The organism is Lachnoclostridium phocaeense (assembly GCF_959599685.1).
GTDB lineage: Bacteria > Bacillota > Clostridia > Lachnospirales > Lachnospiraceae > Claveliimonas > Claveliimonas monacensis.
Window position 1 is genome coordinate 1 of sequence record NZ_CAUGIN010000035.1, and the last position, 14,373, is coordinate 14,373.

The window sequence follows — 14,373 nt, forward strand, 5'->3', positions numbered from 1 at the left end:
CAAGGTAAAACGTAACTTTAACCAATAAAAAGCATGGTAGTTTTGGACACTACCACGGCAGCAAAGGAGGAATGGATATGGAGAAAGCAAGGAAAAAGATAAGGGTATGCCTTCTCTGTGTGGTGGCTCTGGCCGTGATCCTGGGGGCTGTCTGGTATTTCCAGGAGATGAAGAAAAATACGAGTGTGACAGAAGGAACTTTGGTGGAGGCGGAAGACGCCCTGCCGGGTACAGATGGAGAGAAACTATGGCGGACAGGACAGATACAGTCTATATAAAGGCAGACGGCAACGTGGAGGTAGACAAACCGTCTGTGACCGTGGGGGATGTATTTCAGATAGAGTGCGCCGGTGCCCTTCAGAAGGCGAAGATTAAGACTATACGCCTTTTCCGGTTCCGGGATGGGGAGAGTCCGGCCGGGAACAAGAAGATCATGCGAAGAGCCCTCTCAGTCCTTAGGGCAGTGGAGGCCATACACGGGGAATTCCCAAAGGCTGAAGTGGTCAGCCTGGGAAGTCCGGATGTGATTGTCACCTACAGGGAGCCCCGGTCAGGAGGAAAGTTACTGCACTATGTGAAGACGGCGGGGGTGGCTGTCCTGACATTTGCGGGGGCAGCCTTCTCCATTATGGCTTTTAACAATGATGTGGATGTTACAAGGCTTTTCAGCCAGGTCTATGAGCTGGTCACGGGGACAAAAGAGCAGGGATTTACGATCCTGGAGCTGAGTTACAGTATCGGACTTGTGGCAGGCATACTGATCTTTTTCAATCATTTCGGGAAGAAGCGTTTTTCTGAGGACCCCACGCCTATCGAGGTGCAGATGCGGACCTATGAGGCTGAGATACAGAACGCGCTGATCGAGACGTATTCCAGAAAGGGGAAAGAGATAGATGTGGATACAGCAGATCGTTCTGGGAATTCTGGGACTTAGCGCCGGGATCATTGTGGCGGGAGGACTGTTTTCCTTCATTATTGAGCTGGGAATCCTGGCTGATTTTGCGGACAGGACTCACACAGGGGATCATGTTCTTCTCTACGAGGATGCGGCGGCCCTGGGCGGCGCAGTGGGGAACCTGGTCTTCATCTACCAGATCCCGCTGCCGGGAGGAGGACAGCTGCTGGCAGTTTTTGGACTGCTTGCCGGAATCTTTACAGGATGCTGGGCTATGGCTCTGGCGGAGGTGCTGAATGTATTCCCGGTCTTTATCCGAAGGATCAATCTGGCAAAGTGCGTCTCCTGGGCGATCCTGGGCATGGCTATCGGGAAAGGCCTGGGGGCGTTTGTGTTCTTCTGGAACCAGTGGGGGAGTTAGTTTCTGCCGGGAGAAGCGGCGGGAAAAGACAGGCAGGAGGAGATTGACATGGGAAATAAAACAGAAAAAGATGTACAGGCATACCGGGACTACGTGAAAACAAAGACACCTGTCCACGGTCTGCCTTTGAATATGGTTAAGGCATTCCTTACAGGGGGTGCCATCTGCACCCTGGGGGAATTTATTTTAAATTATGCGGAGAAGATGGGACTTGACAAAGATACAAGTGCCAGCTGGTGCTGTATCCTGCTGATCTTTTTGAGCGTTCTTTTGACAGGAGTCAATCTGTACGGCAGGATCGCCAAGTGGGGCGGCGCGGGGGCCCTTGTCCCCATCACAGGGTTTGCCAATTCTGTGGCAGCGCCTGCCATTGAATACAAGAAAGAAGGGCAGGTCATGGGGATCGGCTGCAAGATCTTCACCATTGCCGGCCCGGTGATCCTGTACGGGATCTTTACCAGCTCCCTTCTGGGACTTTTGTGGTGGATCGCGAAAGAAATGGGGGTGATTCGATGATCCAGAAGACAATGGGAGCGCAGAGCCTTGCGTTCACCGAGGCGCCCTGCATTATAAGCAGCGCTTCCGTGGTGGGGAAAAAGGAGAGCGAGGGCCCGCTGGGAGATCTGTTTGACATGGCCGGGGAGGATGATCTCTTCGGGGAGAAGACCTGGGAGGAGGCGGAGAGCCGCATCCAGAAGGAGGCCTGTGTGCTGGCCCTGGGAAAGGCCCATGTGGGACCGGACCAGGTGCGCTGTCTGTACGGGGGAGATCTTCTCCGCCAGGGGATCGCTACATCCATGGGAGCGGAGGAGCTTCAGATTCCCATGTTCGGCCTGTTTGGCGCCTGCTCCACCTCCGGGGAGGCGCTGGCCCTGGCCTCCATGAGCGCCGCGGCCGGGTATGGGGAGTACATGCTGGCGGTCACATCCAGCCACTTTGGGACGGCGGAGAAAGAATTCCGGTTTCCCTTAAGCTATGCCAGCCAGCGGCCCCTGTCGGCCCAGTGGACAGTCACTGGCAGCGGGGCCTTTGTCGTCAGCAGCCGGCCCGGACCTGTGCGGATCGCCGGTGTGACGGTGGGGAAGATCGTGGATTTTGGACTCAAGGACTCCCAGAATATGGGAGCCTGCATGGCTCCTGCGGCGGCGGACACGATCGCCTGCAACCTGGAAGACTTTGGCCGGGAGGCGCAGGAGTACGACCGGATCATTACCGGGGACCTGGGATATGTGGGGCAGAGCATCCTGCTGGACCTCATGCGGGAGCGGGGGATCGACATCAGCGGTCTTCATCTGGACTGTGGGAAACTGATCTTTGACCAGCAGACCCAGGACACCCACGCGGGAGGGAGCGGCTGCGGCTGTGCGGCCGTGACCCTGGCCTCCTACATCCTGCCCAAGATCATTTCCGGGGAGTGGAGGCGGGTTCTGTTTGTCCCCACCGGGGCCCTCATGTCCACGGTCAGCTACAACGAGGGAGCCAGCGTCCCGGGGATCGCCCATGGCATTGTGCTGGAACAGTGCCCGGACTGGAAGGAGGAAGATTAGGATGGAATATATCAATGCATTCTGGGTGGGAGGCGCCATCTGCGCTCTCGTTCAGATCCTGCTGGACCGCACAAAACTCATGCCTGGGAGAGTCATGGTCCTTCTGGTGTGCACCGGCGCGGTGCTGGGATTCCTGGGGATCTACCAGCCCTTCGCAGAGTTCGCCGGGGGAGGCGCCTCTGTCCCTCTGCTTGGCTTTGGGAACACTCTGTGGAACGGGGTGAAGGAGGCGGTAGAAGAGGAGGGATTTATCGGCATTTTCCTGGGAGGCTTCAAAGCCAGCGCCGCCGGCATCTCGGCCGCCCTCATCTTCGGATACCTGGCCTCCCTCGTGTTTGAGCCGAAGATGAAGAAATGATTGAAAATGATATTCATTTATCTTCATAAAATCTTAAATAAATTGCCAGCAAAGCCTTAGGATTTATATGATACCCTCACTTTGTCGTGCACTCATCTCTGACCGGGATATGGGAGGACGAACAAAGATAAAAGGAGGGTTGAACGTGCAGAGCGTGATACAAGTAAAAAACCTGTACAAGCTGTACTACCTGGGCGAGGAGACGGTGCGGGCCCTGGACGGCGTGGATTTTGAGATCAAAAAGGGCGAGTTCTGTGCTATTGTAGGTACATCCGGGTCGGGGAAGTCCACGCTCCTGAATATGCTGGCGGGTCTTGAAAAGCCCACAAAAGGGGAGGTGGTCATCAGCGGACACCATCTGGAGCGGATGAACGAGGAGCAGCTTGTCAGCTTCCGCAGGCGCCGGGTGGGCTTTATCTTCCAGGCCTACCAGCTCATCGCTTCCATGGACGCGGAGGAAAATGTGGCGCTTCCCCTGAACTTCCGGGGTGTGAAGAGAAGCGAGAGGACAGCGAAGGCCCGCCTGATGCTGGAGAGGGTCAAGCTTGGAAAATACAGAAAGCATTTCCCCAATCAGATGTCGGGGGGACAGCAGCAGAGAGTGGGCGTGGCCCGGGCTCTCGTGTCAGATCCGGAGATCATCTTTGCGGACGAGCCTACGGGAAACCTGGACTCCCGCACGTCCAGGGAGATCATGGCCCTGATGCAGAAGGTGGTAAAGGAGCAGGGCTGCACCCTCGTAATGGTCACCCACGACCCCCAGCTTGCGTCCTGGGCGGACCGGATCATCAAAGTCATTGACGGGAAGATAGTGAGTATTGAAGTAAAGAAAAAGGAGAGTACAGAAGATGAAGAAATGGTTTAAGAGGATCACAGCGGGAGCTGTGGCAGCAGTTGTGTTTGGGATGGCGCTGATGCCCCAGGGAGAGTCCAGGGCCGCGGCCGCCAGGATACAGGTATCTGTTCCGGAGAACAGGGTTCCCGCGTATGAGCAGGGAGAGACAAAGACCTTTGTCCTGGAGGTGAAGAACAACGGACCGGATGAGCTGAAAAACATAAAAGCAGTGCCCAGGCTGGAGGGCGAGGAAGGACAGTGGCCCTTTGCGACAGATTACCAGAGCTATGAGGAGGGAAAAGAAAGCATGGCCCCGGGGGAGACTTGGCAGGCCTCCTTCGGATTTACAGCCAGAGGGGATGCCGCTCCGGGGCGGTACAGGGTGGTCTTCGACGTGTCCGCCACAGGGTCCGGTGGGGAGGACATCGGCGGCAGCAGCTCCTTCTACGTAAATGTTACTGCAAACGAGAGCGGGAAGGAGCCTGACGGTTCAAAGCCTCAGGGAGGCGCCGGGGAGTCCTGGCAGGGAGCCGGCGGCGCTCAGGACGGCCCTGCGGGCTGGACGGCGGCCAGAGAGGTACAGACAGAGGGCGGCTCCATGGCGGCCCTGGCAGGGAGCTTTGAGAACGGCCCCGTGACAGGCGGCGGGCAGGCTTCGTCAGGCACGGTGCCCCGGGTGATCGTCACCGGATTTGACACAGACCCGGGAGAGGTAAAAGCTGGGACTGACTTTAAGCTGACGATCCATCTGAAAAATACATCCAAAGCCTCCAGGGTAAGCAATCTGCTCTTTGAGCTGGCAGCGCCCACGGAAGGGCGGGATGAGCAGACCACGGCGCCGGCCTTCCTGCCTGCGTCAGGTGCCAGCTCCCTCTATCTGGACCAGATCGGGGCAGGAGGAACGGCGGATATTTCCATACAGCTGAACGCCAAGGCCGACCTGGTGCAGAAGCCCTACAGCATAAACCTTGCGATGAAATATGAGGACCAGAACGCAGCTCAGATCGAAGCTCAGTCCAGCATTTCCATCCCGGTCAGACAGGAGGCGAGGTTCGAGTTCAGTGATTTTGAGGTGACGCCTACGGTCATCAGTCCCGGCGAGGAGTCCAACGTATCCTGCAGCCTCTACAACATGGGGCGGGTGAAGCTCTATAATGTAAAGGCATTGTTTGAAGGAAAGGGCATCAAGAAGGAGGAGCTCTTTGTGGGCAGTGTGGAGCCGGGGGCAAGCGCTGCCATAGATGCTATGCTGGAGGGCGAGAAGAAGACAAAGGGCCCGGAGAAGGTAAAGATGACTGTAACCTATGAGGACGAGGCGGGCAAGATATCGAAAGCGGAAAAGGAGCTGCAGCTGGAGGTCGCGGAGGCCGTGGAGACCACAGAGTGGGATGAAGCGGATATGAAACCGGCCCCCTCCTTCCCCTTCGTGCCCGTGGCGGCAGCGGTCCTTGCAGCCGCAGCCGGAACGACGGCGGCAGTGATATGGAAGAGAAAGAAGAGGGCAGCGGAAGAGGAGGTGCTGTATGAGCTGGATGGACCTTCTGAGGATGAGTAGCAGCAGTCTGCTGAAGAGAAAGCTCCGGACCTTCCTGACAGTGCTGGGAGTCATCATCGGCACCACCTCTATTGTGGTCATGTTCTCTCTCGGGCTGGGCATGCAGAAAGCGATGTACCGGCAGATCGAGGAGACAGGGGGACTGAACACGATCACTGTCACCGGGAAGGAAGCCGGGTCGGGCTCCCCGGAGGGGAGCCCGGGCGGCAAGAAAGGACAGGAGCGGAAGCAGGTGACAGACCAGCTTGTGTCCCAGCTCGCGGGGATGGAGCATGTAAAAAGCGTGCAGCCGGTCTATACCGTGTCAGCTGTTCTGCTGAAGGGCGGATATGAGGCGACAGTCCAGCTCACCGGCATGACGCCGGAGGGGCTGGAGAGCAGGAACATAAAGCTGGCCCCCGGCGGGCGCCTGCCGGAGAGCGGCAGGGGGAAGCTGGAGCTAGTCTATGGAAACGGTGTCCTCTCCTCCTTTGCGGACAGCAGGGGCGGCGGGACCTATGACGAATATGCACGGCTGCCGGATATAGATCTGGCACATGACACCCTGTTCCTCGTTCTGGACGAGAGCGGCTACAGCCAGAGCCGGGAAGGTGGTATGTCCCCGGCCGGCTTCTCCGGTGAGACTGCGTCCGGAGCCGCATCGCCGGCCTCTGGGAGCAGCTCCGGGGAGAGCGGCGCTGCCACGGGAACCGGGAAGTCTGTGCGAAAATATGCGGTGCAGGCAAGCGGAGTGGTAGCGGGCGGCCAGGAGGATTACGGCGAACATTTCTCCAGTGTGTACTGTGACCTGGACACGCTGAAGCAGGCGCTGAAAAAGGAATTTGCAGGCCGTGCCCTGCCGGGACAGCCGGTCACAAAGTCCGGAAAGCCCTACAGGGAGTTCTGCTACAGCCAGGCTCTCGTGCGGGTGGACGATATCCACCAGGCGGACAGCGTGGCGGCGGCCATCCGCCAGATGGGATACAACGCGGAGACAAACGCTGAGTTCATGAAGAGCATGAAAAGCCAGCTTGCGATCATCCAGGCAGTGCTGGGAGGTATCGGCGCGGTCTCTCTTCTGGTGGCGGCTATCGGCATCGCCAACACCATGATGATGTCCATCTACGAGAGGACAAAAGAGATCGGCGTCATCAAGGTGCTGGGCTGCAGCCTGAAAAATATCCGCCAGATGTTTCTTCTGGAGGCGGCTTTCATCGGGCTGATGGGAGGCGCGGCGGGCTGCGTGCTGAGCTTTGCGGTGTCCACTGTCATCAATGCCCTGACAGCCACAAAGAACATCATGGGTGTGGGAGGAGGGATATCCTTCATTCCTCCCTGGCTGGTCCTGGCGGCAGTGGGATTTTCCATGCTGGTGGGGATGGGCGCGGGATATATCCCCGCCCTGCGGGCCATGAGGCTGAGCCCTCTTGCGGCCATACAGAACGGGTGAGACTAAAAAGAAGACTGGTCCCTCTTGGGATCAGTCTTCTTCTATTACCTGGATCTCCAGATAGTCAAAATCGATGGAGTCCACGAAATTATCCTGATAAAACCGGGTCTTGCTGTGTCTCTTGAACTCAGTGACAGTGGAGTCCAGCCAGATGGGCTTGCTGAGGTCGAAGTCATAGCATATCTCATCCAGCGCCCGGAAGATCTTGTGGGTGCGTGTGTCGTCGCCGCCATCGCAGACTACCGTATCTCTCACCATCCGCCCCCCTTTAAATTCTTTTGCCCATAAACGAAACATGTGTGCCATCCTTTCTGAGGTATTTGTCTAACCATTATAGCACCGGGATGGGACAAAAGGAAGAGGCAGCCGCTTCCGGCTGCCTCAGAAAAAAGGAAATAAGAGAAAAAAGGTAAATCTATCTAAATATAACTTAATGTCTTTAGGCGAAGCTGTCGGAAATCCAAGAACCGATATCTGTGTACCCCCGTCAGCTTCATTTATTTGATGGTTTTAGTATATAGGGGAAATATGTCCAATCTGTGACACTCATCTAAAGAAAAAATGAAGATATGATTATTAAGTTCTAAAAAATGTGAAGAAAATCTAAAACGGGAATATCCGGCTGTGGCACTTGCAAATTTCCCGGGGATAGTGTATCTATTAAAGATAGGAAAGAGGTGTGATAAACATGAAAAAGCTTTTGATCGTTGTGGATATGCAGAGGGATTTTGTAGACGGGAGTCTGGGGACACAGGAGGCGCAGGCCATTGTTCCCCTGGTGAAGGAGCGCATCCTCAAGGCCGGGGAGGAGGGCTGGGAGGTTCTCTTTACACGGGATACCCACCCGGCGGACTATCTGCAGACCCAGGAGGGGAGGAATCTTCCGGTGGAGCACTGTATCCGGGGAACGGAAGGCTGGGAGATCGTCGATGAGCTGAGCGGGTTTGTCGGGCGCGTGATAGACAAGCCCGCCTTTGGGAGTCTGGAGCTGATGGAGTATGTGGCAGAGGGAGGCTACGGCGAGGTGGAGCTGGTGGGGCTCTGCACAGACATCTGCGTGGTGTCCAATGCCCTTCTCATCAAGGCGGCCGCGCCGGAGCTGCAGGTGAAGGTGAGAAGGTCCTGCTGTGCGGGGGTCACACCGGCCAGCCACGAGGCGGCTCTTCAGACCATGGGCATGTGCCAGGTGGAGATCGTGTCTTGACTTCAGGGACGATAGATTTTAAAATAGCTTACAGAGTGCATGGAAGAGAAAAGAAGATAAGGGAATGCATATGAAGCAGTAAGGGGGTATAGGAATGAAAGGTACCGGACTGATACACATTTATTACGGAGACGGAAAAGGGAAGACGACAGCGGCCATGGGACAGGCGATCCGGGCGGCGGGCAGCGGGCTGAAGGTCCTTGTCTTCCAGTTTATGAAAAATAATACTTCAAACGAGAGAAAGATCCTGGAGCAGATCCCCAATGTGACCTGTCTGCCGGGAAAACGCCACGTGAAGTTCTACAACCAGATGAACAGGGAAGAGAAGGCGGAATACAGACATTACAATACAAAGGCACTGGATGAGATCGCTAAATTCTGCATCAATTTTGACGTGCTGATCCTGGACGAGGCAGTCTGCGCGGCGGACCTGGGGCTTCTGAGCGAGGAGAAGCTGATCCACTTCCTGCAGCACAAGCCCAGGGGGCTGGAGGTGGTCATGACAGGCCACCACGTGTCTGATGAGCTGATGCAGATGGCCAATTACGCCACAGAGATGCGGAAGGTGAAGCATCCCTACGATGAGGGGAGGAGCGCCAGGGAGGGGATAGAATTTTAAGCCGTCTCCCTGTATGGAGCGAATATAACTACTTTCTTAAATAAGTGTGAAGTCTATGACATTGTTTCCGGATTGTGATATACTATTATGTAAGCAGTCTGCTGCAGGAGATAAAAAGGATATACATACAGCCTGCGGCATAGTAAGGAGTACAGATAGCAGCTATGGAAACACCACTTAAGATTTATGAGGATGTAGACAGCTGGAAGACGATCATGTTCCTCTATTCTTCAGCGCTGAAGGAGGTAGGGACAAAGCTGGAGATCCTCAATGATGAATTCCAGCATGTCCATCAATACAATCCCATCGAACATATCAAGACCAGGATCAAGACAGCGGAGAGCATTGTCAAGAAGCTGAAAAGGTACGGATACGAGACATCCATTGAGAATATGGTAAAGTATGTCAATGACATCGCGGGGGTCCGCCTGATCTGCTCATTTACGTCAGACATCTACAAGCTGGCTGAGATGATCGGCAATCAGAGCGACCTGAAGGTGCTCTCCATCAAGGACTACATCAAAAATCCAAAGCCCAGCGGGTACAAGAGCTACCACATGCTGGTGTCCGTCCCCATCTTCCTGTCGGACAGCGTGGTGGACACGAAGGTGGAGATCCAGATCCGGACCATCGCGATGGATTTCTGGGCCAGTCTTGAGCACAAGATTTATTATAAATTCGAGGGAAACGCGCCGGAATATATCAGCCGCGATCTCCGGGAATGTGCGGAGATGGTCTCCACACTGGACGAGAAGATGCTGTCGCTGAACGAGGCGATACAGGCGTGTCTGGAAGAACAGCAGTCAGGGACTTAAGCAGAGGGCTTAAGTCCCTTTTACTCTAAAGGAAGACAAAAGGAACGAATAACGAAAAAGGAATGAGAAAAATACGGGGGTAAGAGAAATGAATGGTAAGCTGGATGCAAGAAAAAAAGAACTGATCACCCAGGGGATCTACGCGGTGGGAGGCAGTTTTCTGTTCGCCTTCGGCGTCAACGTGCTGATCACGCCCCTGGGACTCTACAACGGGGGCTTCATGGGTATCGCCCAGTTGATCCGGACCTTCATTGTCCAGGTGATACACGTACCGGTGCCGGCGGGGGTGGACCTGTCCGGTATCATCTACTTTATCATGAACATCCCCCTCTTTTACCTGGGCTACCGGGTCCTGGGGAAGGGCTTTGCGGTGAAGACGCTGGTGACCGTAGGCATCCAGAGTGTGTTCCTGACCATCGTGCCCATTCCGGCAGCCCCCCTGGTAGACGATTACCTCACCTCCTGCATCATCGGCGGCATCGTGGCGGGTACCGGTACCGGCCTGATCCTCAGGGGGCGCAGCTCCGGCGGCGGACAGGACATCATCGGCCTGTGCTGCACAAAGAAATACCCCGGCTTTAGTGTGGGCAGGGTCAATATCATGATGAACGTGCTCGTCTACGCGATCTGTCTGTTCATGTTCAACATAGAGATCGTCATCTACTCGCTCATCTACACGACCATCCTGTCTATTGCCATTGACCGTGTCCATGTGCAGAATATCAATATGAGCGTTATGATCTTTACAAAAAAGACGGGCATTTCCCGGGCCATCATGGAACAGCTCGGCCGGGGCGTCACCAACTGGGACGGGGAGGGTGCCTACACAAACAAGACCTCCTACATCCTGTTTGTCATGATATCCAAATATGAGATGGGGCAGATCAAGCAGATCGTGCACAGTATCGACCCCCATGCCTTCATGATATTTACAGAGGGATGCGCGGTGGATGGAAACTTTGAGAAGAGACTCTGACCTGCCGGGGATGCCGGGCATCTAAAACAGATGAAAATGTGTAATTTGCAGAAAAATGGATATCCTTTCCATATGGGGACACCAGGTGTGCCCTGTGTGGGAAGGGTATTTTTTTGGCAGTAAGATTTCTACAAGTCTTCAGGATTTTACGTAGATTTAACATTCGGGTGATTTCAGATTTAACATTGCTCTTATAAGATAGCTACTGTCAAGAAAATACATAACAAAATTTCGCAGGAAAACAAAAGGAGATCAAAACCATGAAAATGAAAAAGTTTATGGCAGTATTGGCAGTAGCAGGAATGATGACAGGCATGCTCGCAGGATGCGGCAGCTCATCTGATGACACATCCTCAGACAGCGGCAGCACAGACACAGCAAGTGAGTGGGATGCCTCCAACGATATCACCATCGTATCCCGTGAGGACGGGTCCGGTACAAGAGGCGCCTTCACAGAGCTGTTCGGCGTTGTTGAGGAGGTAGACGGCGAGGATGTTGACATGACAACAGCAGACGCTCAGATCACAAACAACACCTCCGTTATGATGACAACAGTTGCTGAGAACGAGTACGCGATCGGATACATCTCTCTTGGCTCTCTGGATGACAGCGTAAAGGCTCTCTCCATTGACGGAGCAGAGGCCACAGCAGAGAACATCGAGAACGGATCCTACAAGGTATCCAGACCTTTCAATGTAGCAGTAAAGCCTGACAGCACAAACGAGGTTGCCGCAGACTTCATGAGCTTCATCATGAGCACAGAGGGACAGCAGGTTGTATCTGACGAGGGTTACATCCCGGTGGCAGACGTTGAGGCATATGCAGGAACAGCACCGGCAGGCGACTGTGTAGTAGGTGGTTCCTCTTCTGTATCTCCTCTGATGGAGAAGCTGGTAGAGGCTTACAAAGAAGTGAACCCCAACGCTAACATCGAGCTCCAGACATCTGACTCCACAACAGGTATGACATCCACTATCGAGGGAAGCTACGACATCGGTATGGCATCCAGAGAGCTGAAGGAGGATGAGGCTGCTGAGCTTACACCGACCGTGATCGCTACAGACGGTATTGCAGTCATCGTAAACAACAACAACCCGACAGACGAGATGACATCTGACCAGGTAAAACAGATCTACACAGGCGAAGTATTCTCCTGGGATGAGATTGCTGAGTAATCCTACTATAAGATAAGAGGAAAAAGTAAAAAATGAAATCTAAAGCATGGACTGAAAAATTCATGCAGGGAGTGTTCTTAGTTGCCGCCTGCGCTTCGGTGCTGGCGGTAGCACTCATTTGTATCTTTCTTTTTGCAAATGGCATCCCTGCAATTGGTGAAATCGGATTTGTAAAGTTTATTACGGGTGATATCTGGCGCCCGAACAATGAGCTGTTCGGCATCTTCCCGATGATCATCGGAAGTCTCTATGTGACAGCGGGGGCCATCATCTTCGGTGTGCCCATCGGTATACTCACCTCTGTCTTCATGGCTATGTACTGTCCGAAGCAGATCTATAAACCGCTGAAGGCTGCCACGGAGCTGCTGGCAGGCATCCCGTCCGTTGTGTACGGCTTTTTCGGCCTGGTGGTCGTTGTGCCGCTCATCCGCGAGTTCGGACGGACATTAAAGAGCCTGGGACTGGTGGACCGTGCGGGAGACGGAAACAGCATCCTGACTACCTCCCTTATCCTCGGCATGATGATCCTCCCGACCATCATCGGCACAACAGAGAGCGCCATGAGAGCGGTGCCCGCCCACTACTATGAGGGCTCTCTCGCTCTGGGAGCGACAAAGGAGAGAAGTATCTTCCGGGTCATCATCCCGGCGGCAAAATCAGGTGTGATCGCAGGCATTGTCCTGGGCATCGGCCGGGCTATCGGCGAGACCATGGCAGTCATCATGATCGTGGGCAACCAGCCCCGTCTGACAGCCAGCATCCTCCAGGGTATCCGTACCCTGACAGGAAACATCGTTCTGGAGATGGGCTATGCTACAGGGCTGCACAGAGAAGCGCTGATCGCTACAGGCGTTGTGCTCTTTGTGTTCATCCTGATCATCAACTTCAGCGTGGCATTACTTAAGAGGGGGGCGGACCATGAGTAATAAAATGACAATAAAAGATAAGTTCAATACCTATCTGAAGCATCCGGGCTCCTTCGTGGTATTCCTTCTTGTTATGCTCGCGGCGGTCATTACCTTTGCGGTGCTGATCTTCCTGATCGTATACATCCTTGTAAACGGGCTGCCCCACATCACCCCGTCCCTGTTCTCGCTGGAATATTCCTCTGAGAACGCGTCGGTAGTGCCGGCCCTCATCAACACAGTGATCATGACGCTGCTCTCCCTGATCATTGCCATCCCCTTTGGTATCTTTTCCGCTATTTTCCTTGTGGAATATGCCGGCAAGGGCAACAAGTTCGTGGAGGTCATACGTCTTACAACAGAAACACTTTCCGGTATTCCCTCCATCGTGTACGGCCTGTTTGGTATGCTCTTCTTCGTAAACACGCTGGGGTGGGGCTTCTCACTCCTGGCCGGTGCGTTTACCCTGTCCATCATGATCCTTCCGCTTATCATGAGGACCACGGAGGAGGCGTTAAAGGCAGTTCCGGACTCCTACCGTGAGGGAAGCTTCGGGCTGGGGGCAGGTAAGCTGCGGACCGTGTTCCGCATCGTGCTTCCGTCTGCCATCCCCGGTATCCTGGCAGGTATCATCCTGGCCATCGGACGTATCGTAGGCGAGACAGCCGCTCTGATCTACACTGCCGGTACAGTGGCACAGGTGCCCACCAGCGTGTTCGGTTCCGGACGTACACTGGCTGTGCACATGTACAATCTGTCCAGTGAAGGTCTCTACATGGACCAGGCGTACGCGACGGCAGTCATCCTGCTCGTCCTCGTTGTAGGCATCAACGCGCTGTCAAGCGTGATCGCAAGAAAACTGACTAAAGCATAGGAAAGGTAAAGGAAATGTCGAAGATAAGTATTAAGAACCTTGACTTGTACTACAGTGACTTCAAGGCTCTGAAAAATGTAAATCTTGAAATAGAAGCCAATAAGATTACCGCTTTTATCGGACCTTCCGGATGCGGGAAATCTACCCTGTTAAAATCTATCAACCGCATGAACGACCTGGTGGAGGGCTGCCGGATCGAAGGGAGCATCGAGCTGGACGGACAGAACATCTTCAAAGGGATGGATGTCAATCTGCTGAGAAAGCGTGTGGGAATGGTGTTCCAGAAGCCCAATCCCTTCCCCATGAGCATTTACGACAACATCGCCTACGGTCCCAGGACCCACGGCGTGCACTCCAAGTCAAAGCTGGATGACATCGTGGAGAAATCCCTGCGGAATGCAGCAATCTGGGATGAGTGCAAGGACCGTCTCAAGACCAGCGCCCTTGGCATGTCCGGCGGACAGCAGCAGAGGCTGTGTATCGCCAGAGCCCTGGCTGTGGAGCCTGAGGTGCTCCTCATGGATGAGCCCACATCCGCCCTGGACCCCATCTCCACCTCCAAGATCGAAGACCTTGCGATGGAGCTGAAAAAGGACTATACTATTGTCATGGTCACACACAACATGCAGCAGGCCGTGCGTGTGTCTGACAATACAGCATTTTTCCTGCTGGGTGAGGTCATTGAGTACAATGATACAGAGAAACTGTTCTCCATCCCCTCAGACAAGAGAACAGAAGATTATATCACAGGGAGGTTTGGTTAGG

At 54.4% G+C, this 14,373-nt stretch carries 18 protein-coding genes; 17 read left to right on the forward strand and 1 reads right to left on the reverse strand.

The window, feature by feature from the left end:
- Positions 1 to 77: 77 nt before the first annotated feature.
- The 9 genes from Q5911_RS12855 to Q5911_RS12895 all read left to right on the forward strand — a co-directional run bounded on the left by Q5911_RS12855 (position 78) and on the right by Q5911_RS12895 (position 7,040).
- The gene (locus tag Q5911_RS12855; RefSeq protein ID WP_076776171.1) at positions 78 to 278 is read left to right on the forward strand and encodes a hypothetical protein; all 201 of its coding nucleotides are present in this window, start codon (positions 78 to 80) and stop codon (positions 276 to 278) included.
- Complete coding sequence (locus Q5911_RS12860) at positions 248 to 934, forward strand: stage V sporulation protein AA (RefSeq protein ID WP_226394316.1); 687 nt, start codon at positions 248 to 250, stop codon at positions 932 to 934. The genes Q5911_RS12855 and Q5911_RS12860 overlap by 31 nt, the downstream gene beginning before the upstream one ends.
- Positions 894 to 1,316, forward strand: coding sequence for a stage V sporulation protein AB (locus tag Q5911_RS12865; protein ID WP_226394315.1), 423 nt, complete (start codon positions 894 to 896; stop codon positions 1,314 to 1,316). The genes Q5911_RS12860 and Q5911_RS12865 overlap by 41 nt, the downstream gene beginning before the upstream one ends.
- Positions 1,317 to 1,364: 48 nt before the next feature.
- Positions 1,365 to 1,832 (forward strand): SpoVA/SpoVAEb family sporulation membrane protein, encoded by a 468-nt coding sequence (locus Q5911_RS12870; protein WP_076776178.1) that lies wholly within the window; start codon positions 1,365 to 1,367, stop codon positions 1,830 to 1,832.
- Complete coding sequence (locus tag Q5911_RS12875) at positions 1,829 to 2,863, forward strand: stage V sporulation protein AD (RefSeq protein WP_303183353.1); 1,035 nt, start codon at positions 1,829 to 1,831, stop codon at positions 2,861 to 2,863. Before Q5911_RS12870 ends, Q5911_RS12875 begins: the two co-directional genes overlap by 4 nt.
- A 1-nt stretch (position 2,864) precedes the next feature.
- A complete protein-coding gene (gene spoVAE / locus Q5911_RS12880) occupies positions 2,865 to 3,221 on the forward strand; it encodes a stage V sporulation protein AE (RefSeq protein WP_076776180.1) in 357 nt (118 codons plus the stop codon).
- A gap of 145 nt (positions 3,222 to 3,366) precedes the next feature.
- The gene (locus Q5911_RS12885) at positions 3,367 to 4,086 is read left to right on the forward strand and encodes an ABC transporter ATP-binding protein (protein ID WP_087174281.1); all 720 of its coding nucleotides are present in this window, start codon (positions 3,367 to 3,369) and stop codon (positions 4,084 to 4,086) included.
- A complete protein-coding gene (locus Q5911_RS12890; protein WP_087174282.1) occupies positions 4,070 to 5,611 on the forward strand; it encodes a COG1361 S-layer family protein in 1,542 nt (513 codons plus the stop codon). The genes Q5911_RS12885 and Q5911_RS12890 overlap by 17 nt, the downstream gene beginning before the upstream one ends.
- Positions 5,580 to 7,040 carry an ABC transporter permease gene (locus Q5911_RS12895; protein ID WP_303183358.1) on the forward strand — a complete coding sequence of 487 codons (1,461 nt, stop codon included), beginning with the start codon at positions 5,580 to 5,582 and terminating at the stop codon, positions 7,038 to 7,040. Before Q5911_RS12890 ends, Q5911_RS12895 begins: the two co-directional genes overlap by 32 nt.
- A gap of 30 nt (positions 7,041 to 7,070) precedes the next feature.
- Here Q5911_RS12895 and Q5911_RS12900 read toward each other — a convergent pair whose 3' ends face one another.
- Positions 7,071 to 7,337 carry a hypothetical protein gene (locus Q5911_RS12900; RefSeq protein WP_087174284.1) on the reverse strand — a complete coding sequence of 89 codons (267 nt, stop codon included), beginning with the start codon at positions 7,335 to 7,337 and terminating at the stop codon, positions 7,071 to 7,073.
- 391 nt (positions 7,338 to 7,728) lie between these two features.
- Between Q5911_RS12900 and Q5911_RS12905 the strand changes: the two genes are divergently transcribed.
- From Q5911_RS12905 to pstB, 8 genes are all read left to right on the forward strand, one after another.
- Positions 7,729 to 8,244 carry a cysteine hydrolase family protein gene (locus Q5911_RS12905; RefSeq protein WP_281724835.1) on the forward strand — a complete coding sequence of 172 codons (516 nt, stop codon included), beginning with the start codon at positions 7,729 to 7,731 and terminating at the stop codon, positions 8,242 to 8,244.
- Between the two features lie 94 nt (positions 8,245 to 8,338).
- Positions 8,339 to 8,863 (forward strand): cob(I)yrinic acid a,c-diamide adenosyltransferase, encoded by a 525-nt coding sequence (locus Q5911_RS12910; protein ID WP_076776188.1) that lies wholly within the window; start codon positions 8,339 to 8,341, stop codon positions 8,861 to 8,863.
- Positions 8,864 to 9,027: 164 nt separating this feature from the next.
- Positions 9,028 to 9,678, forward strand: coding sequence for a GTP pyrophosphokinase (locus Q5911_RS12915; RefSeq protein ID WP_076776190.1), 651 nt, complete (start codon positions 9,028 to 9,030; stop codon positions 9,676 to 9,678).
- Positions 9,679 to 9,766: 88 nt separating this feature from the next.
- On the forward strand, positions 9,767 to 10,654 hold the full coding sequence (locus Q5911_RS12920; RefSeq protein WP_303183363.1) for a YitT family protein: 888 nt from the start codon (positions 9,767 to 9,769) through the stop codon (positions 10,652 to 10,654).
- A 260-nt stretch (positions 10,655 to 10,914) separates the two neighbouring features.
- A complete protein-coding gene (locus Q5911_RS12925) occupies positions 10,915 to 11,829 on the forward strand; it encodes a substrate-binding domain-containing protein (protein ID WP_076776192.1) in 915 nt (304 codons plus the stop codon).
- A gap of 32 nt (positions 11,830 to 11,861) precedes the next feature.
- Complete coding sequence (gene pstC, locus Q5911_RS12930) at positions 11,862 to 12,755, forward strand: phosphate ABC transporter permease subunit PstC (protein ID WP_076776194.1); 894 nt, start codon at positions 11,862 to 11,864, stop codon at positions 12,753 to 12,755.
- Positions 12,748 to 13,608 (forward strand): phosphate ABC transporter permease PstA, encoded by an 861-nt coding sequence (gene pstA / locus Q5911_RS12935; protein ID WP_033125695.1) that lies wholly within the window; start codon positions 12,748 to 12,750, stop codon positions 13,606 to 13,608. The genes pstC and pstA overlap by 8 nt, the downstream gene beginning before the upstream one ends.
- Before the next feature lie 14 nt (positions 13,609 to 13,622).
- Positions 13,623 to 14,372 (forward strand): phosphate ABC transporter ATP-binding protein PstB, encoded by a 750-nt coding sequence (pstB, locus tag Q5911_RS12940; protein WP_076776197.1) that lies wholly within the window; start codon positions 13,623 to 13,625, stop codon positions 14,370 to 14,372.
- Position 14,373: the final 1 nt, after the last annotated feature.